The organism is Mesorhizobium sp. 1B3 (assembly GCF_050958605.1).
Taxonomy (GTDB): domain Bacteria; phylum Pseudomonadota; class Alphaproteobacteria; order Rhizobiales; family Rhizobiaceae.
Window position 1 is genome coordinate 851,462 of record NZ_JBJHDO010000001.1, and the last position, 22,990, is coordinate 874,451.

Consider the following 22,990-nt stretch of genomic DNA (forward strand, 5'->3'; position numbering starts at 1 on the left):
GTTGTCCTAGCCGCGGACTGCGCCGAGCGTCAGCCCGCGCACGAGATGCTTCTGAGCGAGCACTCCGAGCGCGATGGATGGCGCGAGCGAAACGATGGCGAGCGCCGCTGCCTCGCCATATTGAGCACCCTGGAAGCCGATGAAAGCTCGAAACACGGTCGGCAGCGTGAAGGCGTAACGGCTGGTCAGGACGAGCGCAAAGAAGAACTCGGTCCAGCACGCGATGAAAGCGAACACCGCAGCCGCGACGATGCCAGGAGCTGCGAGCGGCACCGCGACCGACCAGAAGGCCTGCCAGCGCGTGCAGCCGTCGACCAACGCAGCCTCTTCCAGAGATTTGGGCATCTGCCGGAAATAGGCGAACATCATCCACACGGACACAGGGAGAGTGAATACGGTGTAGGCGATGATCAGGCCGAACCGTGTGTCGTAGACGCCGATGTTGCGATAGATCAGGAAAATCGGGAGCACGATGCCGATCGGCGGCAGGAAGCGTTGCGATAGAACCCAGAACGAGAGGTGTTGCCCACCGGTGTTGTATCGGGCCAGGCTGTAGGCCATCAGCGTACCGAACAGCGCCGAAAGGGCCGTCGCCGAAAGGGAGATGATCAGGCTGTTGATCAGTCCGTCGAGCCCGCGATAGGTGAAAAGAGCGGCTTCGTAGTGAATCAGGGTCGGCGCGGCCGGAAACCAGACGGGTGGATTGGCCAGATAATCGTCGCTCGGTTTGATCGACGTGTTGAACATCCAATAGAGCGGCCAGAGCACGAACAGCAGGAAGAAGCCCAACAGGACGATCCTTCCGAAAGGAAGGGACCGCGGTTTCACCCGGCGGGCTGAGCGGACGGCGACCATCAATTCGGCTCCGCTTTGAGGAGACGCCGCACGAGCAGCATGACCACGATCGCAGTGAAGAAAAGGAACAGCCAGCTTCCGGCCGTCGCCTGGGACAGGTGGAACTGGGTGAAGCCGACCGTGTAGAGATAATAGGACGCCGTATACGTCTGAGTGCCCGGCCCGCCGCCCGTCATGATGAAGATCGTGTCGAACATGCGGATGGCGTCGAGAAGCCGGAAGGTGACCGCCAAAAGCATCATCGGTGCGAGATGGGGCAAGGTGATCGCCCAGAACGCCTGCCAGGCATTGACGCCGTCGAGTTCGGCGGCCTCGTACAGGTTGGATGGGATGGCCGTCAGCCCGGCCAGCAGGATGACGAACATGAACGGTGTCCACTGCCAGACATCGGCAAGGATCAGTGACATGTAGAGCCACGGGCTTTCTGTCAGCCAGCCGATCGTCACGTCCCGTCCTAGAATCTGGCTGAGGATATAGTTCGTGGGGCCGAACGGTCGTTGCAGCAGGAGGGTCCAGGCTTGGCCGACGATCACGGGACTGATGAAGAGCGGCACGATCAGGACCGACATGATGAGTCCGCGGCCAGGGAAATTTCGGACCATCGTAAGCGCAACGAGTAGTCCCAGGGCGAATTCGATTGCAACGCTGACGCCGGAAAGAATCGCGGTGAGCAGAAGCGACCATCTCGCTACCGGGTCGAATACCACTCGCTCGAAGTTCTTCAGGCCGACGAAAGCGTGTCCGGGGACTTGGAAGTCGTAATTGATGAACGAGACGACGAGTGAAAAAGCGAGCGGATAGATCGACAGCGTCAGGATCAGCAACACGGCCGGTGCTACCAGCAGCCATTTGAAGTGGCGGTCCAACCAGGCGGCCAGACCCGAGAGCCGGAGTGGCGCACCGGCACTCCGCATGTTCTTCATTGTGATCGGGACCGACATCGAACCATTGCCTCGCGGTCGCATCTTCTCGACAGATTGAGCCCAACTGGCCCAGGCTGGCTCGGCCGGCGCGCTTTTTCCGGCCAAGCCAAAATGCTGTTCAGAGCTTCACAGCCATGCCGAGTTTTTCCACGGTGTTGTCGGCGGTCGCACCCGGCAGCTTCAGAAACTCGGCGTAGAATGCTTTCTGGGTCTCGGCCCCAAGCCGGTCCGTCGTCGCGTCCCACTCGCTGGCCGCCGTCTTGAGCGAAGCTTCCGGGTCCCCTCCAGCCCACACCGCCGTGCACATGCGATCGACGCTCAGGAAATAGTCCTGGGCTCCCGGCATGATCGGATCGAGCAGGCCGACATTCGCGGAGTTGTTGAGGTTGACAAGGTACTCCTTCGCGCTGGGGAAAAGTCCTGCGTAAAGGTCGGACTTGAAGTGGGAGAGCCGATAAGGATCACGCAACGCGTAAGGCAGCATCACGCGGGCAAGCGAAACCGGCGGTGAAGTCACCCATTGCATGAAAAGATATGCCGCCTCCAAGTTCGCGGAGTCCGCGGACAGCGCCTTGTTGAAACCGGTTGCATGTTCGGGGTTGCCCGGCACGACGGCGTAGCCGACCTTCCCCGCTATCTGCGACTGCGGAATGAAATTGATCGCCGTCGCGCTCTGCGAATAATTGGCTGCCATGCGACCCGTTGGCGGCCAGGAATAGATCATGGCCACTTTTCCCGTCAGGAACGCCGCCCATAACGACACGGCGTCCAACTCGTTGTTGCCGGGAATGGAGGCGGCGTTCGCCGCCTGCATGTTCTTCAGTGTCTTCAGGCCGGCCTCGGAAGCTAGTTGCGCCTTCATGTTGTCGTCGAAGAGTTTCCCACCATTGGCTCGGTATTGCTGCAGGAAGTCGAACTGATTCCCGGGGCTGCCTGCCTTGCGAAAATGGCCGGCGCCATAGACGTTGGGCGCCATCTGATCGGTGATGAACTGCGCGGTCTCGGCATATTCCTCCCAGGTTTTCGGCGGCCCGAGCGGCCTGGAAAATTTCGCCTGGTAGGCTTCCATCATCTTCGGATCCTCGAAGATGTCCTTCCGATAGTAGAGTGCGAACATGTCGCCGTCGTCGAAGAAGCCCCAGATCTTGCCCTTGTAGGTGGGAAGGGCCTTGTAGAGCGGATGGTAGTCTTCGAGATCCGCCATGTTCATATGTTTGGCGATGTAGTCGTCGAGCGGAGCGATCACGCCGCCATCGGCAAGAGAGGGCGTCCAAGCCGGGGAGATGTCGAGGATGTCGTAGGCCCCGGAGCCGGCTATGTGTTCCGCAACCGCCTTGGAATATTGGTCGGGATTGGACAGCTCGACGACATTCGATTTGATGCCCGTGAGTTGCTCCCACATGGGGCCGCTGAAGTTGCGGGGGTCGAGAGCCTGCAGGCCGGCCTCGTAAGTCATGTTGAGTGTGATGCCGGAATATTGCTTGGCCGCTTGCGTCGCGCGGAACGCGGAGCCTTCGGCGGGTCCTTCGCTCGACGACTTGAGTGCGGCGGCTTGCGCCTGGCCGAGCGGGGAAGAAGGATCGGCGAGCTCCAGCTTTTGCTGTGCGAGCGCCCAGTCCGACATCATTCCGAGCATCGGCCCGGAAGCGGCGAGCATCCCGATCATCTGACCGAAGCGGGTGATGAATATCCGACGCGTATGTTCCCCGCGCAGGAAAGCGTCGACCTCTTCTTCGAGGCCGGCCTGGAAGTCACGTTTTTGTTGTTCGTTCATTGTTTCAACTCCTCCCAAGAGTTGACCATCCGCGATGGCGGCGGTCGGCTGTAGCCTTCCCGCTCAGCCGTGGCGCTGCAGCCAAGCTATGCTCCAGGCGCCATCGTGGTGTCGTCGCCACGGTGGCGCGCGCCCTGGTCGCTACACAAGCGCTGCCTACGGGCCATATCGCCTACCGAATTCGGCTAGGCGCCTTCTCCACAGATCCGAGGCAAGCACTTCACGATTGACGACGCCACGCGGCTCGCGACCGTGCTGCACGTCGATAACCGCCCGCACATCGGCGGCCCCGTTGCCGGCAAAGCACTGATCAGTCCAGCACAAGGCATGCGGTGCGAGAATGACATTGTCGAGCTCGATGATCGGATCGTCGGCCTGCGGCGGCTCCTCCTCCAGCACGTCCAGTCCGGCGCCGGCGATCCGGCGCTCTTCCAGGGCTTCGGTCAGCGCCTTCTGATCGACGATCGGGCCGCGCGCAGTATTGATGAGGTACGCAGTTGGCTTCATCAGCGCGAGCCGCTCGGCATTGACGATATGGCGCGTCTCCGGGGTAAGCGGACAGTTCACCGAAAGGATATCGGAGCGTCCGAACAGATCCTCGAGCCCGACCAATTCGACGCCAAGTTCCCTGGCGATCGCCTGGTCGGCGAACGGGTCATGGGCGATGAACCGCATATCGAAGGGCTTCGCCAGCCGGAACACCTCGGCGCCGATATTGCCGATGCCCAACAAACCTAAGGTCCGGCCGACAAGGCCGACACCCATGTGTTCGGAGCGTTTCGCATAGCCGGATGCCGCTTCCCGCGTCAGCCTGTCCTTGATCATGAGCTTGCCGGTCAATGCCAGCATCAGCGTGATGACCGAGACTGCGACTGGGCGCCTGACGCCGTCCGGCGTGATGACCAGCGCGATGCCCGCCTTGGTGCAGGCCTCGACGTCGACGGTATCGTAACCGACACCAAATCTTGCGACCACGGCGAGCCGGCGACTCTTGGGCACGCTGCCGGCGTCAAAACGATGGGCAAGCAGGATCAGCGCGTCGAAATCGTCCAACTGTTCCGCCCGCAACGGGCTGGCGGATTCCAGATAAGCTATTTCGACGCCGGGCGCATTGCGCAGCGTTTCAATATCGAAATCGGGATAGGTCGGCGATCCGTCCGGCTTTGTGAAATCGCCGGAAAGCGCGACCCGAAATTTGGCGTCGTTCATCTCCGCCTCCTATTTGCACCCGTCGCGAAGCCCATTGATCGCCTCGGCCAGCGCATTGTGCAGAACCCAGACATCGCCCGAATAGCAGAGGAAATCGAAGCCCTGGGCGTAAAGCTCAATGCCCTGTTGCACCGTCGGAACCAGCCGGCCGAGCGCCTTGCCGTGCTTCTTGGCTGCAGCAGTCGTCCTTTCGATCGCGTCCCTGAATTTCGGATGCTCGAAATCTCCGGGAACGCCGAGCGATACCGACAGGTCGAAATGACCGACCCATAGCGCGTCGACACCTTCGATGGCCGCAATGGCTTCAGCGTTCTCGACGCCTTCCTCGGTCTCAATCTGGCAGAAAAGAGTCGAGCGGGAGTTCGCCCCGGTGAACTTGTCGGTCACAGCGCCTGGACGGTAGCGGTCATGGGCAACCTGCAAGGCGACGCCGCGCTTTCCGGCGGGGTGGTATTTCATCGAGTCCACGATGTGGCGAGCCTGGTTGGCGTTGCCGACCATCGGGAGCATCAGGCCTTCCGCTCCCATGTCCATGGCGCGAGCGATATGGTGGTATTCGAGGGAGGGAACGCGCACGATCGCAGGGAGTTGGGCGGCTTCGAAATAGCGCAGCGTGCTTTTGACTGTCTCGAAGCCAAATCCGGAATGTTCGAGATCGAAGAGGACGAAATCGCAGCCGGCCGATTTCAGGATATGGCCGATCCCTGGGGTGGCGAACTCCACGATGAAATGTCCAAGCTTTGCTTGTCTATCCCTGGACATTTCTTTGAGGCTGTGATCGGCCATGCCTTTCCTCCCTGTCGTTTTTGCTAGCCCTCGCAGACCAGGTTGCCCTGAATGACGGTCTTCTCGGCCACGAGCGACGAGCTTTGCGCGTCGAAGACGGCAAAGTGCTCCGTTCTGCAGTGCCGGTCGAATGAGGCTTCGTCGTCATAGAGTTCATAGAGCAGCACGCGGTCCGCCTTGCCTTGCGGCTCGACCACGTCGAAACGCCGGCATCCCGGTTCGTCACGGACCGAAGCATGGGCGTTGGCGTCGATCATCCGGCGGAACTCGGCAAGCGCTCCCGATTTGAGCCGAAAATCCACCATGACAACGAAGCCGCTCATCGTTTCTCGACCAGATTCATGTAGCGGCGCGCCACATATTCGAGGTGGTTGCGCATGGCGCGCTCGGATCTGTCGGGATCTCTAGCCGCGACGGCCTCGAAGATGGCTCTATGGGCCTCGTAGGCCTTCACGTCCTCGCCCGCGGCAAGCGTGGTGTGTCGCTGTTCGAGCAGCCACTCCGCCAGGGCGTCATGGATCGCCGTGAAGATCGGATTGCGCATCATCAATGCGAGCGCGTAGTGGAAGTCCACATCCGTTCGCTCGAAGCGCTTCAAATCGCCGATCGATTGACGATTGGCCTCCAGGGCCTCCTTGAAGGCCTCGATATCCTCCTTCGTTGCATGGAGCGCTGCGTTGCGGGCAAGGCCGACCTCGAAAAAGATCCGCGCGTGCTGGAAATTGCGAACGCCGTCGGGCGCGGTAAGCATATGCCGCGCCGGGCCGGCCAGCGCATCGATGACAAATTGGGGTGTGGGACGCGTCACCCGCGCACGCTCACCGGAACGTACCTCCACGAGTCCCATCTTGCTGAGATGGAGCAGCGCTTCGCGCACCGACGGCCGGCCGACGCCGAAGTGGCGCATCAAGTCGCGCTCCGATGGCAGCCTGTCGGCCTCCGCAAACTCGCCGTCCCGGATCATCTGTTCAAGATGATGGGCAACTTCATCGGAGAGTTTACGCGGCTTTATCTGTCCACCACGCATTTGGCATACCTTTTATACCAAGTGCTTTTACAGTAAGTCTTGGCCGTGACGTTTGTCAATTGAGCTGTCAGGATCATGAGGCGGACGTGACAACAACGTCGGCAGTCCTGAATTTGAGGGGGAGAAGGATGAGATTTGACGGACGATTTTCGGGACGGCGCGCCGTTGTCACGGGAGGCGCTTCTGGTATCGGACTCGCCGTGGCCTCACGGCTGGCGGAGGAGGGGGCCCGCGTCTCCGTCTGGGATCGGGACAGGGAACAGATTGAGGCTGCAAAATCGGAGATTTCCGGCCTTTATGACGAGGTTGTGGACGTTTCCGACTGGCAGTCGGTGTTGGCTGCAGCCGACGGTACTGCGAAGATCCTCGGCGGTATCGACATATTGGTGACGAGCGCCGCCATTACGGGTCCCAACACGACCACCTGGGAATATTTGCCCGAAGAATGGCGCAAGGTTATCGATGTCAACGTCAATGGTGTCTTCCACTGCAACAAAGCTGCGGTGCCGCATATGCTGAAGGCCGGGTGGGGGCGGATCGTCAACATTGCCTCGATCGCCGGCAAGGAAGGCAACCCGAACGCGCCGGCCTACAGCGCGTCGAAAGCGGCGGTGATAGGGCTCACCAAGTCGCTGGGCAAGGAGTTGGCGCAATCCGGCATCACCGTGAACTGCGTGACGCCTGCCGCCGTGCGTACTGCCATTTTCAAGCAGATGACGCAGCAGCACATCGACTTCATGCTGTCCAAGATCCCGATGGGGCGTTTCGGCGAAGTCGAGGAGATCGCCGCGTTGATCACCTGGCTGTGCTCCGAGGAATGTTCGTTTACGACTGGAGCGGTGTTCGACATTTCCGGAGGGCGCGCCACGTATTAGAAGGCGGTCCAGGACGACATTGAGGATTTCAGTCGCGTGCAAGGATGCGCCGCATCTCCTCGATCGCGGCTTCGCGCTGGGGATCCTGTCCGGCTGCGTAGGGGAGGGTGAAGGGCACGGATATGTCCGGCTGTACGCCCCGGCCCTCCAGGCGGATATCCTCGCCGATCACGGCGTCGCAGACGGCCAGCTCGAGCAGGCTGTCGTCGGGCAGGACGTACGCGCTCCCGGCCAGCAGTGCGCCCGCCGTGCGGATACCGACGAGCGGTATGCCCTTTGCCTTCAACGCATAGGCAAAGACTTCGAGGCCGCTCCTCGTTCCCTCGTCGATGAGGGCGACCACGGGCCTCTTCCAACGCACATTGGCCAGCATCGCCTCGCCGTCGCGACCGATCAGGCGGAAGGGTGGCACTCCTCCCAGGAAGAGCTCGGCCGCGTCCGAGCGTCCGCCTCCCCAGCGCCCGCGCAGGTCGAGCACAAGGCCGTCGGCTTCCTTGAGGGGACCCTCGGCGAGGGCTTCCGCCACCTTTTCCATCGAACCTGGTGACGCAAGCGTCCATAGATGGATGTAACCGATCTCGTGGCCATCCCGTTCCTCGAGCCTCGCGCTGCTCTCGATCGCCTTCTCGAAGGTGGGCAGCGGCCGCAGCCGCTCGACGGCGACCCTGACCGGGATCGGCTCGGTGCCCGGCCGGCGGCGAACGATCACCTCTACGGTTTTGCCGGCCTTGTCGCGGAAGGATTCGATCTCCCGATACGGGGCACCGTCGACCGATAGGATCTCGTCCCCGGCGAGGATTCCGGCCCGCGCGGCCGGCCCGCCGTCATAAACATCGCTTACGAACCACAGACCATTCCCATGCCGTGCCGCCAAGCCGATGCCGGCATAGGCGACCTCGCCATCCGGCGGAAACAGACGTCGAATGTCGCCGCGTATGCCGTAGCGGAAGATGTCGGCCAGCTCGAAATAATCGATCCCATCCGGCCTGAACCGGCCGGTGTGGGATGCCTGCAGGCTGTCCAGGATCGTCGATATTGCGGCATCGATGCGGCTCTCCGGGCTGTCCGCATTGACCGGAGCCTGGCGATCTTCGACCTCCCGTCTGACCGCCTCGACGAAACGTTCGAGTTTGGAAGCATCATAGAACTTGTCCATCACGAGCTGCACCGCGCGGTCGAAAACGGGATGGCCCGATCGCGGCGGAGAGAGCGCCTGGGCCGGCGCGGCTGCGATGATAAGGAGCAGCAATGCTCCAGCAAAGCGGCGAAAAACGTTGTTGGGCATGGCGCCTCCCGAGGCCGCCATTATCCCCGGATAGGCGATGATATCGAGGCTTCCTGCCGACACTATTGCGTGAAAGAGGCAGGCCAGACAGGGAGGCGGGGTGTCGCCTGTACGTCATTCCCTGCCACCAGCATCTTCACTTCGTAATTCGACCAAATTGCGCATCGCACGCTACTGGCGCGGCAGAGGGCTTCCCCTTGCATCGAAGCGGTGGAATTGACCCGGTAAGGGCGAAAAGTTGAGCGCCTCACCCGGCGCAAAAGGTGCCGTGCCAGGCCGGCGGATGATCACCGGTTCGTCGGCCCCCAACGCGACATAGACATAGGTGTCCGAGCCCAGGTTTTCGGAGTGAATGACGCGGCCGCTCCACACCCCTTCGTCTCCGATCTCCAAATGTTCGGCCCGCACGCCGACCGTCGCGCAGCCGAAAGGCTCCGCATGTTCGCCGGTCAGGAAATTCATTCGTGGCGAGCCGATGAAGCCCGCGACAAAAAGCGATCGCGGACTATTGTAGAGATCGAGCGGCGTTCCGACCTGCTCCACGACGCCGTCGCGCAGAACGCATATCCTGTCTGCCAGCGTCATCGCCTCCACCTGGTCGTGCGTGACATAGATCATGGTGGAGTCCTCCATCTCGTCGTGGAGGCGGGCGATTTCGATCCTGGTGGAAACCCGCAGCGCCGCGTCGAGATTTGACAAGGGTTCATCGAAGAGAAAGACGCGCGGATCGCGGACGATCGCTCGGCCGATCGCTACGCGTTGACGCTGGCCACCCGACAATTGCCGCGGCAGGCGATCGAGCAGCCCTTTGATCTGCAGCATGCCGGCGGCCGCATGCACACGCTTGTCGATCTCTTGCTTGCCGACCTTGGAAAGCTGCATGCCGAAGGCCATGTTCTGGAAGGCGGTCATGTGAGGGTAAAGGGCGTAGGATTGGAACACCATGGCGACGCCGCGCCGGGACGGCGCGAGTTCGTTGACGCGTTCCCCGTCGAACAGAAGTTCGCCCGACGTGATGTCCTCCAGCCCGGAGACCAGGCGAAGCAGCGTGGATTTCCCGCATCCCGAGGGGCCGACGAACACCATGAACTCGCCTGAGCGGATGTCCATGTCCACGCCCTTGATGACTTCGACCGCACCGAAGGACTTGCGGACATCCCTGAACTCTATGTGCGCCATGGCTATCCCTTCACGCCGCCGGCCGTGAGGCCGGATACGATTTTTCGCTGGAAGACGAGCACGAGCAACACCAGCGGAACCGTGACGATCACCGACGCGGCCATGATGGCGCCCCACGGGATCTCGAACTCGCTGCCGCCGGACAGAAGAGCGATGGCGACCGGAACCGTTCTCGTTTCCGCGGAAGCAGTAAAGGTGAGCGCGAAGAGGAACTCGTTCCATGCCCCAATGAAGGCGAGCAGCCCGGTCGTAGCCAAGGCTGGCCACAGCAGTGGCAAGAAAACCCGCGTGATGATCACCCAGGGCGTGGCCCCATCGACAATCGCCGCCTCTTCCAATTCGATCGGCAATTCTCGCAAGAAGGTCGTCAGCACCCATACCGTGAAGGGGAGGGTGAAAATCGTGTAACTCAGGATCATCGCCCAAGGCGTGTTGAAGATGCCGAGAAAGCGGACCAGCTCGAACAGCCCCGCAAGCACGGCGATATGCGGGAACATGGAGACGGCGAGAATGGCGATCAGCAGCATGCCACGCCCGCGAAACTGTACCCGCGCCAAGGCGTATGAAGCCGTTACTGCAAGGAACAGCGCGATGGCCACTGTCGTGGTCGCGATGAAAATCGAGTTCAAGATCGAGGCGGGAAAGTTGGCGGAGGTCAGCACCGTTACGTAATTTCCGAGGTCGAACGACACCGGCAGGTAGTTCACCTGGAAGATCGCAGTGCCGGTCTCCAGGCTGGTGAGAACAGCGTAGTAGAATGGGAATACGGCCACGACGACGATCACCAGCACCAGCGCGTAGAAGGCGATGTTTCCGAGAAGCTTCATCGCACGACCTCTCCGCCGAGGTTCAGCCGGCCGAGCCGGATATAGAGAAGGACGAAGGCGGCGATCAGCAGAAAGAGCAGGGTCGACTGTGCGGATCCATAACCGAATTTATTGAAATCTATGAGGTTCTCCCGGGCGATGACCGACATGGTCTTGGTCGCGGCGGAACCGGGTGTAAGCACATAGACGAGATCGAACATTCTCAAGGCATCGAGCGTGCGGAAGATCACCGCCACAAGCAGAGCCGGTCGAATGAGCGGCAGCGTTACGCGGAAGAAGACCTTGACGGGATGGACGCCATCGATCCGCGCCGCCTCGTAGATCTCGCGCGGAATCATCTGCAGTGCGGCGAGCGTGAGCAGCGCCACGAAAGGCGTGGCCTTCCAGACGTCCACGATGATGATCGCGGTCATGGCAGTATCCGGATTGGCGGTCCACGCAACCTTCTGCGAAATCAGTCCAAGCCTCAAAAGCAGGTCATTGATGATCCCGTGCTGGTCGTTGAGCATCCACCCCCACATCTTGGCCGAAACGATCGTGGGGATCGCCCAAGGGATGAGAACGGCGGCGCGTACAAGCCCGCGCCCCTTGAACTCGGTGTTGAGGACCAGCGCGACAATGACACCGAATATGGTCTCGAGACTGATCGAAACGACTGTGAAATAGACCGTGTTCCATACGGCGTTCCACCAGGCCGGGTCGGCAAGGACGCCGCGGAAAATCACGCGCCCCGACGATAGTGCGCGCCAGCTCAAGTAGTTCCGGAGCCCAACCCATTCACCGCCACCCAAATCGTTGAGCGAAGTGTCCGTGAAGCCGAAATAGATGGTCCGTGCGAGGGGCCAGGCGGCAACGGCGAGCAACGCCACGATCATCGGCAGCAGGAACCAGACGGCCGTTCGTGCGCGCTGCGCCTTGAGCTCCGAACGAGTCCCAACGAGCGATGGTTCCGCGGATGCCCTGATGGTGATCATGTCGTATCCCTGACGGCCCTATGTCGGCTTCCCGGCAAGGCCGGATGCGGCGGCGTCAAGGAAACCGCCCGGATTCGGCGCGGCACTGCGGCCTACCAGCCGTCGCCACGCAAGTCCTCCAGATCGGCCTCCAGGATCTCGAGGTTTTCGGCAGCGGAGCCACTGCCGGAGAGCGTGTTGTGGACCGCGTTCCAGAAAAGGGAAGAGACTTCGTTATAGGCGGTCTTGGTGGGCGCAGACGGGCGTGGGACCGCCTGCAGGAACACATCTTTCCAGCGCGGAATGAGAGGTTGCTTGGTGGCTATCTCGGAATCGTCGTAGAGGTCGACGATTGTTGGGAGATTCGCTCCGATGATTGCCCGCTTCTTCTGCGCCTCCGGGCCCGCGAGGTAGACGGCAAGCGAGATTGCAGCCTCCTGCTCTTCCGAGTATTTGGAGACGGCGACGTTCCATCCGCCTAGGCACCCGGCCGATTGGCCGCTGTCTCCGCCTTTCGGCAGCGGCGCGACGTCGAAGAGACCCTTTACGGCACTATCTTTGCCGTTCCCGAGTTCGTGGGCGTAAGGCCAGTTCCGCATGAACACGGCATTGCCGGTCTGCCAGACGCCACGAGCCTCCTCCTCCTGGTAGGCCAGCACACCCTCGGGTGAAATCGCGCCGGGCCAGGTTGCAGCGAGGTCGACTGCAGCGGCGGCAGCTTCGTTGTTGATGGAGATCGTCCCGTCCGGCTCCACGATCTGGCCGCCGCCGGAAGACTTCACCCACTCGAGCGCGTTGCAGGTCAGACCCTCGTAGGCGCTGCCCTGCCAGACAAAGCCCCAGATATCGCTGTTGCCTTCGGCGCGCTCGGCGTCCTGGATCTTTTTTGCCGTTTCGGTGAGTTCTTCCCAGGTCGCGGGAACCGAAGCTCCATGCTTTTCGAGCAGGTCCTTCCGGTAATAAAGCGCCGGCACGTCGGTAAAGAGGGGAAGTGCGACGAGTCTTCCGTCCACGGTCTGGGAATCTATGATCGACGGAAAGTGCTTGGGTATCAGGTCGGCGGCGGCCTCTTTGAGATCGACGAAGTGCTCCGCGATCTGGGGAGCCCAGATCACGTCGATCTCATAAAGGTCGATGTCCTTGTTGTGGGCGGCGAGCCAGAGCCGGTATTGCCCGAACTGATCGTTCGACGATGCCGGCATGGGCACCAGCTTCACCTTGTTGCCGGTAGCTTCCTCCCACGGTGCGACAAGCTGTTCGAAGACATTGGCCGCATTGCCGGTTATGCCCGCTGCATAGGTCACCTCGGCTGCCCGGAGCTCGGTCGCCGCTAAAATAGTGCAGGCTGCAACACCTACCGCGAAATACCGGACGTCCATCACGTCCCTCCCTGGTTGCGGTGCCCACGGGTTTCCGCCGCCACATGCCGAACTGAGAAGGCCGGCGCGAAGGTGACGCGGAGATCCACATCGTGCCATGCGGCCAAACCGGTTCCCGAACCGATCAAGCCATCTTCGCGCCGCGAAGCGTCACGCGCGAAGCCACGGGAATCTTGCTCTGGAATCAGTATAACGACTGTATCCTCGCCAAGCGAGGGCGTGGGCCCATTCAATCCTCCATCGGGGATTTCCCCAGGGATCGTCGGCCCACGCATGGCTATTGCGGGTCAGGATGCCTAGATTGGGACGATGACAACGCGTCTCTATACGCATCCCGTTTTCCTGCAGCATATCGCTCCTCCCGGTCATCCCGAGCGGCCAGACCGGCTTCGTGCTATCGATCGGGTATTGGAGGACGAGGCTTTTCACCTGCTCGATCGTGTCGAGGCGCCGCTTGGCGACCGCCGGACACTGCTTTATGCCCATCCCGAAGACTTCGTCGAGCGTGTGCAGCTTGCGATCCCGCAGTCGGGTATCGCGCAAATCGACGCCGATACGTTTGTCAGCCCGCTGAGTTGGGAGGCCGCACTCACCGCCGTCGGGGCGGCGAACGCGGCCGTCGATGACGTCTTTGCGGGCGCAGTCGACAACGTGTTCGTCGCGGCGCGCCCGCCCGGCCATCATGCCGAACAGACGACGGCAATGGGCTTCTGCCTGTTCAATCACGCGGCGATTGCCGCTCGCCATGCTCAAAAGGCGCATGGGGCGGAACGGGTCGCGATCGTCGACTGGGACGTTCACCATGGCAATGGTACCCAGGACATCTTTTGGAACGACCCGTCGGTTCTTTATTGCTCCACTCACCAGATGCCGCTGTTCCCCTTTACCGGCGCCAAGAATGAGACCGGAGCAGGCAACATCGTCAACGCACCGCTCAGTCCGCGCACCGGCAGCGAGACATTCCGGGATGCGATGCTGTCGCGCGTGCTGCCTGCCGTCGACGCGTTCGGGCCGGATTTGATCATCATCTCCGCCGGCTTCGATGCGCATCATCGCGATCCGCTGGCCGAGATCAATCTGACCGAGGACGATTTCGACTGGGCGACGGCCCAACTGATGGACCGCGCGCGGCGTTCCGCAGGGGGAAGACTGGTCAGCCTGCTCGAAGGCGGCTACGACCTGCACGGCCTGGCCTTCTCGGTCGCGGCCCATGTGAAGCGTTTGATGAGAGGATAGAGCCTCGGATGGCTGATGAAACCAACGACGATATCAAGGCCATGAGCTTCGAGCAGGCGCTTGCCGCGCTGGAACGTATCGTCGACGATCTCGAGAAGGGCGATGTCCCACTGGACCAGTCCATTCGCATCTATGAGCGCGGTGAGGCCCTCAAGGCGCATTGCGACAGGCTGCTGAAAGCGGCTGAAGACAAGGTCGAGAAGATCCGTCTCGCTCGCGACGGAAGAGCGACAGGAACCGAACCGCTTGATGGCGAGTAGCGGGCTCAACCGTACACCGATCAAGGACGGACCGTCACCGGCTCGCCCGGGCCGGCAGGGTTGGAAAAGGCTCCGGGCGAGGTAAGCTGCTTCGAAAGGCGCCATGTTGAGTGCCGGCCAGCAGGAGTGGAGTGATCCGATGAGCTTTTTTCCCGGCAAGGACCCTTCGCCCGGTGATGCCTTTGCGTGCGACGCCATCGAGCTGATGGTCATCCCCAATGCGCGCGACATCGGCGGTTTCGAGGTGCGGCGCGCTCTTCCGACCGCGCGGCGCCGGCTGGTCGGTCCCTTCATCTTCTTCGATCGTATGGGACCCGCGATCCTCAAGGCTGGCCAAGCCCTGGATGTCAGGCCTCACCCGCATATCGGCCTGTCGACCGTCACCTATCTTTTCGATGGCAAGATCCGCCATCGCGATTCGCTGGGCACGGAAATGGTGATCGAACCGGGCGACATCAATCTGATGACGGCGGGCCGCGGTATCGTCCACTCCGAGCGCTCGCCGGAGGAACTGCGGGGCAACCCGCTGTCGATCTCGGGGCTGCAGACCTGGCTCGCTCTGCCGGACGCCAGCGAGGAGATGGCGCCGGCCTTCGAGAACACGCCGCGCAGCGATCTGCCGGCCTTCTCCGATCGCGGAGTGTCCGGACGGTTGGTCATCGGAGAGTTCCACGGAATGCGCTCGCCGGTGCGTGCCTTTTCGGAGACTCTCTACGCCGACATCCGCCTCGATCCCGGCGCCAGCGTCGAAATACCGGCTGACGCCGAGGAACGCGCCGTCTACGTGCTCGACGGTGAAGTGACGATCGCCGGCGACACGTTTCCTTCAGACCGGCTTCTCGTCTTCCGCCCCGGAGACATCCTCACCGTTTCGTCGGATAGAGGTGCGCATTTCATGCTCTTCGGGGGAGCCTCGCTGGGTTCGAAGCGTTACATCTGGTGGAACTTCGTTTCTTCCTCGAAGGAACGCATCGAGCAGGCAAAGGAAGAATGGCGTACCGGTCGTTTCGATATCGTTCCTGGCGACGAGGAGGAGTTCATACCCTTGCCGGAAAATTAGTGCGCGTCATTGCCGCGCATTTACTTTGCCGGTCCAACGGCTTATTTCCCGATGAGTTTGTCGGGCAAACAGGCACTTTCGCGTGAACACTTCCCTCCTAACGCCGCTTCTGGACAAGGTGCGCATTCCCGCCGACTTGCGACAGATGTCGGAAAGCGATCTTCCGCAGCTCGCGAACGAACTGCGCGCGGAATTGGTCGACGCGGTGTCGCAGACCGGCGGCCATCTCGGTGCCGGCCTCGGCGTGGTGGAGCTGACCGTGGCACTCCATTACGTGTTCAACACCCCCGAGGATCGCCTTATCTGGGACGTCGGGCATCAGGCCTATCCGCACAAGATCCTCACGGGCCGTCGCGACCGCATCCGCACGCTTCGCCAGGAAGGTGGGCTGTCGGGCTTCACCAAGCGGGGCGAGAGCGAATACGATCCCTTTGGCGCGGCGCATTCTTCGACCTCGATCTCCGCCGGTCTCGGCATGGCCGTCGCCCGCGACCTATCAGGACGCAGGAACAACGTCATCGCCGTCATCGGCGATGGCGCGATGTCGGCCGGAATGGCCTATGAGGCAATGAACAATGCCGGTGCTCTCGATGCCCGGCTGATCGTGATCCTCAACGACAACGATATGTCGATCGCTCCGCCGACCGGAGCGATGAGCGCCTATCTCGCGCGTCTCGGCTCCGGCAAGGCCTATCTCGGACTGCGCGACGTCGGCAAGAAGCTGACCTCCTACCTGGGCAAGCGGGCGGATCGAGCAATCACGCGCGCCGTTGAGCATGCGCGCGGCTACGTCACCGGCGGCACACTTTTCGAGGAGATGGGTTTCTACCATATCGGCCCCATCGATGGTCATAACCTCGAGCATCTCATCCCGGTGCTCAGGAATGTTCGCGACAACGGCGAAGGCCCGATCCTCATCCACGTCGTGACGCAGAAGGGCAAAGGCTATGCGCCGGCAGAAGCGGCGAGCGACAAGTACCACGGCGTCAACAAATTTGATGTCATCACCGGCGCGCAGGCCAAGGCTCCGGCAAATTCCCCGGCCTACACCAAGGTGTTCGCCGAAAGCCTGATCCAGGAGGCCCGCGAGGACGAGCGCATCGTTGCCATCACTGCTGCAATGCCGTCCGGAACCGGGCTTGACCTCTTCGGCGAAGCCTTTCCGTCGCGAACCTTCGATGTCGGCATCGCCGAACAGCATGCCGTCACCTTCGCCGCGGGTCTTGCGACCGAAGGGCTGAAGCCGTTCGCAGCGATCTACTCGACGTTCCTGCAGCGCGCATACGACCAGGTCGTTCACGACGTGGCGATCCAGAAGCTGCCGGTACGGTTTCCCATCGATCGCGCCGGCTTCGTGGGCGCGGACGGTCCGACCCATTGTGGTGCCTTCGACACCACCTATCTCGCTTCGTTGCCTGGCTTCGTCGTCATGGCCGCGGCCGACGAGGCCGAGCTTCGCCACATGGTGCGAACCGCCGCGGCTTACGACGACGGGCCTATCTCCTTCCGCTATCCGCGCGGCAATGGCGTGGGCGTAGAGATGCCGGAGCGCGGCTCGTTGCTCGAGATCGGCAAGGGCCGCATCGTCAAGGAAGGCACCAAGATCGCGCTGCTTTCCCTGGGAACCCGCCTGCAGGAATGTCTTGCGGCGGCCGAGGAACTGGATGCGGCGGGGCTGTCGACGACAGTGGCCGACGCTCGCTTCGCCAAGCCGCTCGACGAGGACATGATCCGCCGGCTTGCGCGCTCGCACGAGGTTCTCGTCACCGTCGAGGAAGGCGCGGTCGGTGGCTTCGCCAGCCACGTGCTGCAGTTCCTTGCCGTGGAAGGCCTGCTGGATCACGGATTGAAGGTCCGACCGCTGGTGCTTCCGGACGAATTCACGGATCATGGCAAGCCCGAGAAGATGTATGCCGACGCCGGGCTCGACAGCGCCGGCATCGTGCGCACGGTGTTCGCCGCGCTCGGCGGCGTGGTTCAGGCTGTGCGGGCCTGACCCGTTCCGGTGGCCTGGAGGGCCGCAACCAGAACCGACATCGACCCCGTTCGAAAGGCGGGCGCCCAGACGACCGAAGCATGATCGTCGAAGGGCCATTGCGCTTGCCTTCGACGCCCTCTCGCGCCAAGGAGAGCGCATGAAGAGCGACCATAAAAGCCGCATGCGTCTCGACGAGTTGCTCGTCCGTCGCGGCATCTTTGGAAGTCGCTCGCGGGCACGCGACGCGATCGACCGCGGTACCGTAAGGGTCGGCGGCGTGCTGGCCGCCAAGGCCGGCGCAGGCGTCGCGCAAGACGCGGCAATCACCGTCGAGGATCCCGCGCGTGGCTATGTCTCGCGCGCCGCGCTCAAGCTTATTGCCGGCCTGGATCATTTCGGGCTCGACCCGTCCGGTCGGCGAGCACTCGACATCGGCGCTTCCACGGGCGGTTTCACCCAGGTCCTGCTGGAGCGCGGCGTCCGGCACGTTATTGCCATCGATGTCGGCCACGGCCAGATGGATGCCTCGCTTCGTACCGATCCGCGCGTCACCTGTCTCGAAGGCTTAAATGCTCGCGACCTTGATGCTACGCACCTTAGAGGTGTCGCGCCGGATTTCCTTGTGTCCGATGTGAGCTTCATTTCCCTGAGGCTGGCGTTGCTTCCGGCGCTGAAGCTTGCCTCACCGGGCGCCATCGGAATTTTCTTGGTGAAGCCGCAATTCGAGGCCGGCCGCGAGGCCATCGGCAAAGGCGGCCTGCTGCGCGATCCCGATGACGGAGCCCGTGTCGCAGAGAACCTGCGCGACTGGCTCGATGGTATCCCCGGCTGGCGCAGCATGGGGCTGTGTCCATCTCCGATCGAGGGCGGAGACGGCAACCGCGAATATCTGTTGGCAGGGGTCAAGGATCGATGAGCGTCCGTTTCGTCGTGGACAGGCTTGGCGCACAGGGCGATGGCGTCGCCGGCACGGCGTCGGGGCCGGTTTTCATTCCCTTCACCTTGCCGGGCGAGACCGTTACGGCTGCGCGCGACAAGGATCGGGCGGCGCTGATCTCCGTCCTGGAGGCCTCCCCGTTGCGCGTTGACCCTCCCTGCCGGCACTTCACGGAATGTGGCGGCTGCGCCTTGCAGCATTTCGATGCCGAGGCCTATCGGGAGTGGAAGCGCGCCAAGGTGATTCAAGCCTTGATGAGCATGGGTATTGAAACGTCCGTTGCGGCGACGGCGCCTTGCGCACCGGCATCGCGACGGCGCGTCGTCTTCTCGGCGCGCCGGACGGAAGCTGGCATGCTGCTCGGCTACAATCGCGCCCTTTCCCACACGATCATCGATATCGCGGAATGCCCGATCGCCGAGCCGGCAATTGTCCACGCCCTGCCGCGGCTGAGGGCCCTTGCGGGCCTGATCTGCAGCACCGGTGACGCGTTCCATCTGGCGGTGACCCACACGGCGTCCGGGCTGGACGTGGCGGCAAATGGGTCGGGCAAGCTCTCTGAATTCGCTCGCAGAGCGGCGACCGATTTTGTGATCAGAAACAGGATCGCGCGCCTGTCGGTCGATGGCGAGACCGTGGTGGAACCGCTGAAGCCGGTCGTCATGTTCGGCGCGACCTCCGTGACGCCGCCGCCCGGAGCCTTCCTCCAGGCTGTCGCGGGAGCGGAAGCAACGATGGCCGAGCTGGTTTCGGCCCATCTCGGCAAGGCAAGGAAGATCACCGACCTCTTTGCAGGGGCAGGCGCCTTTGCCCTGCGGCTCGCGACCCGCGCCGAGGTCCATGCTGTTGAAGGCGATGCCGCCGCGCTTGCCGCACTCGACCGCGGCTTTCGCTTCGCGAGCGGCTTGAAGCGGGTGACCAGCGAGAGACGCGACCTGTTCCGCCGTCCGCTTACCTTCAAGGAGCTCAATGCCTTCGACGGCCTTGTCTTCGATCCGCCGCGCGCCGGAGCCGAGGATCAATCGAAGCAGATCGCCCGGTCCGAAGTGCCGCTGGTCGCGGCTGTTTCCTGCAATCCGGTGACTCTCGCCCGCGATCTGCGGATTCTGCTCGATGGCGGTTATTCGTTGAAAGGCGTGACGCCGATCGACCAGTTCCTGTGGTCGCCGCATGTGGAAGCGGTTGCGCTGTTGGAGAAGCCGCGGAAAAGACGATAGCTCCTGGCCACGGACCGCAAGTAAGATCCGCACTTCAAAGGGCTGGTGCATGCAAGCAGTATGCACAATCGGACGTTTTTGCCCGTCACCTGTTGCATGAAAGGATATGACAATGAGCGACGCCCTCTTGATCTCGGCAAAGGATCTTCTCGACCTCGTGAAGGAGATCTTTCGCAATGCCGGGTTCAGCGCCGACCATTCCGATGCGATCGCCCGCACGATCGTGGCTGGGGAACGGGATGGCTGCAAATCCCATGGCGTCTACCGTGTCGAGGGCTGCCTGCGGACGCTCAAGAGGGGGAAGGTCGTCCCTGATGCTGTGCCGAATGTAGCCACTGACGACAGCGCAATTATCCGAGTGGATGCCAAGGGCGGCTTTGCCAACCTCGCATTCGAAAGAGGCGTTCCGCCTCTTGTCGAGCGGGCACGCAAGCTGGGTATGGCTGCCCTGGTGATCAACGACTGCACGCATTTCGCCGCTCTCTGGCCCGAAGTCGAAGCGCTCGCGGAACAAGGACTCGCGTCGATCGCCATGTGCCCGAGCTATGCGACGGTTGCTCCAGCCGGTGGAACGAAACCTCTTCTTGGGACAAACCCCTTTGCATTCGGTTGGCCTCGCCCCGGCGAACACCCTTACGTCTTCGATTTCGCAACCAGCGTCGCCGCTCGCGGTGAGCTTGAACTCTATCGACGCGCCGGAAAGCCCTTGCCCGAGGGGTGGGCAGTCGATGCCGACGGCAATCCGACGACTGATCCCGAAGCAGCGCTTGCGGGTGCGATGATGCCCTTCGGCGGGCATAAGGGATCGGCGATCTCGACCATGATCGAGCTGCTCGCGGGAGTGATGATCGGGGATTTCACCAGCCCCGAAGCTCTCGACTTCTTGGGCACGACCACCCTCGCTCCGCGTCACGGCGAACTGATTATCGCTTTCGATCCGGCACGCATGGCGGGTGGGCGGCTTGATCCGGCTAAACATGGCGAGATTCTACTCGACGCGATCGCAGGACAAGGAGCGCGCCTTCCCTCGCAACGCCGCTTTGCGGCGCGTCGTCTTTCTATCGAAAAGGGGATAACACTGTCCGGCGCCGAAATGGCGCAACTTGAGTTGCTGCGCAGCAAGGGGCTCGACGCAGTCGCTTGAGTGGCCGACTAAGCAGGTTCGGAAAAGTGTCCTACGGTTTTCCGGCAAGCCTGCTCAGCGAGACGGCCGACGAAGCACGGGCGTTGAACCGGCAAAAAAGAACCCTTCAGGCGCCTGGCGGGTTTTTTGCTTTGCCTCAAGGCTAAGCCACGTACTTTGCGACCGCGCCGCCCTGTTTGCTCCAGTCCGCGTACCAGGTCTGAAACAGCTTGAGCTGCGCTTCGCAATAACCGCGCTGGCTATCGGAAAGCTTATCCATCTCGTTGAAATGCAGTTCGTATTCAGGATTGCCCGTGACAACCATCATATGTTTGTAAAACAGCACCAGATCCGGGCCTTCGTCGAATGAGGAAAGAACGCCCAGAGCGGCTTCGAGTTCGAGTGCTCGCGTCCGGGCCTCGACATCGCCTGCGGCCGCAGCTTTCGACAGGGAAACGAGGTGCTGCACTTCCCTAGGCAGAACGTTTCCGATGCCGGTGATTGCACCGGTTGCGCCGCAATTGACAAATCCGTGGAAGACACATGTGTCCACGCCGACCATGAGGGTGACGCTGTCGTCCGCGCTCGTGATGTTCTCCGCCGCATATCGCATGGCATCGACGCCGCCGAACTCCTTGAAGCCGATGAGGTTCGGGTGTTCCGCGCGCAATGCGAAGAAGAGATCGGCGCGGGTGGCAAAGCCATAATAAGGGCTATTGTAGATGACAGCCGGCAGATCCGGCGCCGCCGCGAGAATTGCCTTGAAATGGGCCCTTTGGGCACTGATCGACGAGCCGCGCGACAGGACACGAGGGATCACCATCAGGCCTTTCGCTCCGGCCTTCTGGGCATGGGCGGCGTGAGCTACTGCTGTTGCCGTATTCACGGCGCCCGTTCCCACTACGACAGGAACACCGGCCTTGGCCAAGGCTTCAACGCCAGCCATGCGTTGGGCGTCGGTCAGGAGCGGCCAATCTCCCATCGAGCCACAATAGACGACGGCTGACATGCCCAGCTCGATCAACTCCTTGCCTTTGCTCACCAAGGCGTCGATGTCGGGCGTGCGGTCGGGTTTGCACGGTGTCATGAGTGCCGGGATGCAACCAGAAAAGATGTTCGAATTCATGTGTTTACCCCTGAGCGCTATCAAATCGACCGGAGCCTACAATCAGCCTCGGAGAGCGTCGTGCTCCAAGGCAGTATACTTGATGTATTTTCTATGTCGACATGGATTCTGGTTGCACATAGGATGCGTTCGTCACCAAGAGTGACACCGACGGAAGGGGCCATCGTAGCATCAGGCCTTTGCCCATCGTTCCGATATCGAGGCATGCTATGAGCAATGTACATGAGAACCAGCTTGCCGACCGGAGGAAAGGCTCCGGAGTCAAGCTGGTTTATGATGTGCTGCGCGACGAGATCATCGACCTCTCGCTCGCCCCGGGCAGCCCGATCGACGAGAACCAGCTTGCGGAGCGTTTCGCCATGTCGCGGACGCCGATTCGCGAAGCATTGGTGCGGCTGGCAGGTGACGGGCTGGTGACGACGCTGCCCAATCGCTCGACTGTGGTATCGAACATCGATATCCTGACCTTACCCGCGTTCTTTGACGCCATCACATTGATGTATCGCGTCACGACGCGGCTCGCCGCACGCCACCGAACAGATCGCGATCTTGCGATCATACGTGCTCATCAGGAGGAGTTTGCACGTGCGGTCAGGGCGCAGAACGCACTGGACATGATCGCGTCAAATCGCGATTTTCATGCCGCGATTGCCGAAGCCGGCAGGAATCCATTCTTCGCGACGTTCTTCGCACGGCTCCTTGATGAAGGACGCAGATTGCTGCGTATGTACTACCTGTCCTTCTCGGATCGACTGCCGGAGCGATACGTCACGGAGCATGAAGACATGATCGAGGCGATCGAGCAGCAGGATGTCGATACCGCCGACCTCCTGGGCAAGGCCCATGGCGATCAGATCGTGCATCAAATCCGCAAGCTGATCGCTGACGATCGGCGCGAGCATATCGATCTTTGACGACTGCCCAGCACTGAAAGCAGCCATGCATGCCGGTTGGCAGTTACCTACTCGGCACGCGTGCTGA

The 22,990-nt window shown here is 61.8% G+C and carries 22 protein-coding genes; 9 read left to right on the plus strand and 13 right to left on the minus strand.

The genetic code is table 11. The features are described from left to right. Window positions 1–6: 6 nt before the first annotated feature. The 7 genes from ACCO56_RS04030 to nanR all read right to left on the minus strand — a co-directional run bounded on the left by ACCO56_RS04030 (window position 7) and on the right by nanR (window position 6,574). Window positions 7–789: a carbohydrate ABC transporter permease gene (locus tag ACCO56_RS04030; RefSeq protein ID WP_433637831.1), complete on the minus strand. Its 783-nt coding sequence runs from the start codon at window positions 787–789 to the stop codon at window positions 7–9. A gap of 65 nt (window positions 790–854) precedes the next feature. Then, on the minus strand, window positions 855–1,796 hold the full coding sequence (locus ACCO56_RS04035) for a carbohydrate ABC transporter permease (protein ID WP_433637834.1): 942 nt from the start codon (window positions 1,794–1,796) through the stop codon (window positions 855–857). 100 nt (window positions 1,797–1,896) lie between these two features. Beyond that, window positions 1,897–3,552 (minus strand): extracellular solute-binding protein, encoded by a 1,656-nt coding sequence (locus tag ACCO56_RS04040; RefSeq protein WP_433637837.1) that lies wholly within the window; start codon window positions 3,550–3,552, stop codon window positions 1,897–1,899. A 156-nt stretch (window positions 3,553–3,708) separates the two neighbouring features. Continuing rightward, window positions 3,709–4,761, minus strand: a complete 1,053-nt coding sequence (locus ACCO56_RS04045; RefSeq protein ID WP_433637839.1) for an NAD(P)-dependent oxidoreductase — start codon at window positions 4,759–4,761, stop codon at window positions 3,709–3,711. A gap of 9 nt (window positions 4,762–4,770) precedes the next feature. Beyond that, on the minus strand, window positions 4,771–5,547 hold the full coding sequence (locus tag ACCO56_RS04050; RefSeq protein WP_433637841.1) for an HpcH/HpaI aldolase family protein: 777 nt from the start codon (window positions 5,545–5,547) through the stop codon (window positions 4,771–4,773). 23 nt (window positions 5,548–5,570) lie between these two features. Next, window positions 5,571–5,870: a putative quinol monooxygenase gene (locus tag ACCO56_RS04055; protein WP_433637842.1), complete on the minus strand. Its 300-nt coding sequence runs from the start codon at window positions 5,868–5,870 to the stop codon at window positions 5,571–5,573. Beyond that, window positions 5,867–6,574: a transcriptional regulator NanR gene (gene nanR, locus ACCO56_RS04060; RefSeq protein ID WP_433637844.1), complete on the minus strand. Its 708-nt coding sequence runs from the start codon at window positions 6,572–6,574 to the stop codon at window positions 5,867–5,869. Before nanR ends, ACCO56_RS04055 begins: the two co-directional genes overlap by 4 nt. Window positions 6,575–6,702: 128 nt before the next feature. On the opposite strand from nanR, the gene ACCO56_RS04065 reads away from it, so the two are divergent. Continuing rightward, on the plus strand, window positions 6,703–7,449 hold the full coding sequence (locus ACCO56_RS04065) for an SDR family NAD(P)-dependent oxidoreductase (RefSeq protein WP_433637847.1): 747 nt from the start codon (window positions 6,703–6,705) through the stop codon (window positions 7,447–7,449). Window positions 7,450–7,477: 28 nt separating this feature from the next. On the opposite strand, the gene ACCO56_RS04070 is transcribed toward ACCO56_RS04065, so the two are convergent. The 5 genes from ACCO56_RS04070 to ACCO56_RS04090 form a co-directional block, all read right to left on the minus strand. Continuing rightward, entirely contained in the window at window positions 7,478–8,734 is a 1,257-nt protein-coding gene (locus ACCO56_RS04070; RefSeq protein ID WP_433637849.1) for a S41 family peptidase, read from the minus strand. A 171-nt stretch (window positions 8,735–8,905) separates the two neighbouring features. Next, on the minus strand, window positions 8,906–9,913 hold the full coding sequence (locus ACCO56_RS04075; RefSeq protein WP_433637852.1) for an ABC transporter ATP-binding protein: 1,008 nt from the start codon (window positions 9,911–9,913) through the stop codon (window positions 8,906–8,908). 2 nt (window positions 9,914–9,915) lie between these two features. Continuing rightward, the gene (locus ACCO56_RS04080) at window positions 9,916–10,740 is read right to left on the minus strand and encodes a carbohydrate ABC transporter permease (RefSeq protein WP_433637855.1); all 825 of its coding nucleotides are present in this window, start codon (window positions 10,738–10,740) and stop codon (window positions 9,916–9,918) included. Next, window positions 10,737–11,714: a carbohydrate ABC transporter permease gene (locus tag ACCO56_RS04085; protein WP_433637858.1), complete on the minus strand. Its 978-nt coding sequence runs from the start codon at window positions 11,712–11,714 to the stop codon at window positions 10,737–10,739. The genes ACCO56_RS04080 and ACCO56_RS04085 overlap by 4 nt, the downstream gene beginning before the upstream one ends. 92 nt (window positions 11,715–11,806) lie before the next feature. Next, the gene (locus tag ACCO56_RS04090) at window positions 11,807–13,072 is read right to left on the minus strand and encodes an ABC transporter substrate-binding protein (protein ID WP_433637859.1); all 1,266 of its coding nucleotides are present in this window, start codon (window positions 13,070–13,072) and stop codon (window positions 11,807–11,809) included. A 309-nt stretch (window positions 13,073–13,381) separates the two neighbouring features. On the opposite strand from ACCO56_RS04090, the gene ACCO56_RS04095 reads away from it, so the two are divergent. The 7 genes from ACCO56_RS04095 (at window position 13,382) to ACCO56_RS04125 (ending at window position 20,904) form a co-directional block, all read left to right on the plus strand. Next, complete coding sequence (locus ACCO56_RS04095) at window positions 13,382–14,308, plus strand: histone deacetylase family protein (protein WP_433637862.1); 927 nt, start codon at window positions 13,382–13,384, stop codon at window positions 14,306–14,308. Between the two features lie 8 nt (window positions 14,309–14,316). Beyond that, on the plus strand, window positions 14,317–14,568 hold the full coding sequence (locus ACCO56_RS04100) for an exodeoxyribonuclease VII small subunit (protein WP_433637865.1): 252 nt from the start codon (window positions 14,317–14,319) through the stop codon (window positions 14,566–14,568). 139 nt (window positions 14,569–14,707) lie between these two features. Next, on the plus strand, window positions 14,708–15,628 hold the full coding sequence (locus ACCO56_RS04105; RefSeq protein WP_433637867.1) for a pirin family protein: 921 nt from the start codon (window positions 14,708–14,710) through the stop codon (window positions 15,626–15,628). A gap of 82 nt (window positions 15,629–15,710) precedes the next feature. Continuing rightward, window positions 15,711–17,624 (plus strand): 1-deoxy-D-xylulose-5-phosphate synthase, encoded by a 1,914-nt coding sequence (gene dxs, locus ACCO56_RS04110; RefSeq protein WP_433637870.1) that lies wholly within the window; start codon window positions 15,711–15,713, stop codon window positions 17,622–17,624. 139 nt (window positions 17,625–17,763) lie between these two features. Continuing rightward, window positions 17,764–18,522 carry a TlyA family RNA methyltransferase gene (locus ACCO56_RS04115; RefSeq protein ID WP_433637872.1) on the plus strand — a complete coding sequence of 253 codons (759 nt, stop codon included), beginning with the start codon at window positions 17,764–17,766 and terminating at the stop codon, window positions 18,520–18,522. Further along, window positions 18,519–19,760 carry a class I SAM-dependent RNA methyltransferase gene (locus tag ACCO56_RS04120; RefSeq protein WP_433637875.1) on the plus strand — a complete coding sequence of 414 codons (1,242 nt, stop codon included), beginning with the start codon at window positions 18,519–18,521 and terminating at the stop codon, window positions 19,758–19,760. The genes ACCO56_RS04115 and ACCO56_RS04120 overlap by 4 nt, the downstream gene beginning before the upstream one ends. 112 nt (window positions 19,761–19,872) lie before the next feature. After that, window positions 19,873–20,904, plus strand: coding sequence for an Ldh family oxidoreductase (locus tag ACCO56_RS04125; protein WP_433637877.1), 1,032 nt, complete (start codon window positions 19,873–19,875; stop codon window positions 20,902–20,904). Between the two features lie 142 nt (window positions 20,905–21,046). Here the strand turns inward: ACCO56_RS04125 and ACCO56_RS04130 are convergent, their stop codons facing one another. Next, on the minus strand, window positions 21,047–22,009 hold the full coding sequence (locus ACCO56_RS04130; protein ID WP_433637879.1) for a dihydrodipicolinate synthase family protein: 963 nt from the start codon (window positions 22,007–22,009) through the stop codon (window positions 21,047–21,049). Window positions 22,010–22,218: 209 nt separating this feature from the next. On the opposite strand from ACCO56_RS04130, the gene ACCO56_RS04135 reads away from it, so the two are divergent. Further along, window positions 22,219–22,923 carry a GntR family transcriptional regulator gene (locus tag ACCO56_RS04135; protein ID WP_433637882.1) on the plus strand — a complete coding sequence of 235 codons (705 nt, stop codon included), beginning with the start codon at window positions 22,219–22,221 and terminating at the stop codon, window positions 22,921–22,923. Window positions 22,924–22,990 lie beyond the last annotated feature (67 nt).

Coding starts and splice junctions, on each gene's coding strand:
- nanR (WP_433637844.1), bottom strand. CDS start 6,574: ATGCGTGGTGGACAGATAAAGCCGCGTAAACTCTCCGATGAAGTTGCC.
- ACCO56_RS04065 (WP_433637847.1), top strand. CDS start 6,703: ATGAGATTTGACGGACGATTTTCGGGACGGCGCGCCGTTGTCACGGGA.
- ACCO56_RS04075 (WP_433637852.1), bottom strand. CDS start 9,913: ATGGCGCACATAGAGTTCAGGGATGTCCGCAAGTCCTTCGGTGCGGTC.
- ACCO56_RS04080 (WP_433637855.1), bottom strand. CDS start 10,740: ATGAAGCTTCTCGGAAACATCGCCTTCTACGCGCTGGTGCTGGTGATC.
- ACCO56_RS04040 (WP_433637837.1), bottom strand. CDS start 3,552: ATGAACGAACAACAAAAACGTGACTTCCAGGCCGGCCTCGAAGAAGAG.
- ACCO56_RS04090 (WP_433637859.1), bottom strand. CDS start 13,072: ATGGACGTCCGGTATTTCGCGGTAGGTGTTGCAGCCTGCACTATTTTA.
- ACCO56_RS04050 (WP_433637841.1), bottom strand. CDS start 5,547: ATGGCCGATCACAGCCTCAAAGAAATGTCCAGGGATAGACAAGCAAAG.
- ACCO56_RS04045 (WP_433637839.1), bottom strand. CDS start 4,761: ATGAACGACGCCAAATTTCGGGTCGCGCTTTCCGGCGATTTCACAAAG.
- ACCO56_RS04035 (WP_433637834.1), bottom strand. CDS start 1,796: ATGTCGGTCCCGATCACAATGAAGAACATGCGGAGTGCCGGTGCGCCA.
- ACCO56_RS04130 (WP_433637879.1), bottom strand. CDS start 22,009: ATGAATTCGAACATCTTTTCTGGTTGCATCCCGGCACTCATGACACCG.
- ACCO56_RS04100 (WP_433637865.1), top strand. CDS start 14,317: ATGGCTGATGAAACCAACGACGATATCAAGGCCATGAGCTTCGAGCAG.
- ACCO56_RS04120 (WP_433637875.1), top strand. CDS start 18,519: ATGAGCGTCCGTTTCGTCGTGGACAGGCTTGGCGCACAGGGCGATGGC.
- ACCO56_RS04055 (WP_433637842.1), bottom strand. CDS start 5,870: ATGAGCGGCTTCGTTGTCATGGTGGATTTTCGGCTCAAATCGGGAGCG.
- ACCO56_RS04105 (WP_433637867.1), top strand. CDS start 14,708: ATGAGCTTTTTTCCCGGCAAGGACCCTTCGCCCGGTGATGCCTTTGCG.
- ACCO56_RS04125 (WP_433637877.1), top strand. CDS start 19,873: ATGAGCGACGCCCTCTTGATCTCGGCAAAGGATCTTCTCGACCTCGTG.
- ACCO56_RS04135 (WP_433637882.1), top strand. CDS start 22,219: ATGAGCAATGTACATGAGAACCAGCTTGCCGACCGGAGGAAAGGCTCC.
- ACCO56_RS04070 (WP_433637849.1), bottom strand. CDS start 8,734: ATGCCCAACAACGTTTTTCGCCGCTTTGCTGGAGCATTGCTGCTCCTT.
- ACCO56_RS04095 (WP_433637862.1), top strand. CDS start 13,382: ATGACAACGCGTCTCTATACGCATCCCGTTTTCCTGCAGCATATCGCT.
- ACCO56_RS04115 (WP_433637872.1), top strand. CDS start 17,764: ATGAAGAGCGACCATAAAAGCCGCATGCGTCTCGACGAGTTGCTCGTC.
- ACCO56_RS04085 (WP_433637858.1), bottom strand. CDS start 11,714: ATGATCACCATCAGGGCATCCGCGGAACCATCGCTCGTTGGGACTCGT.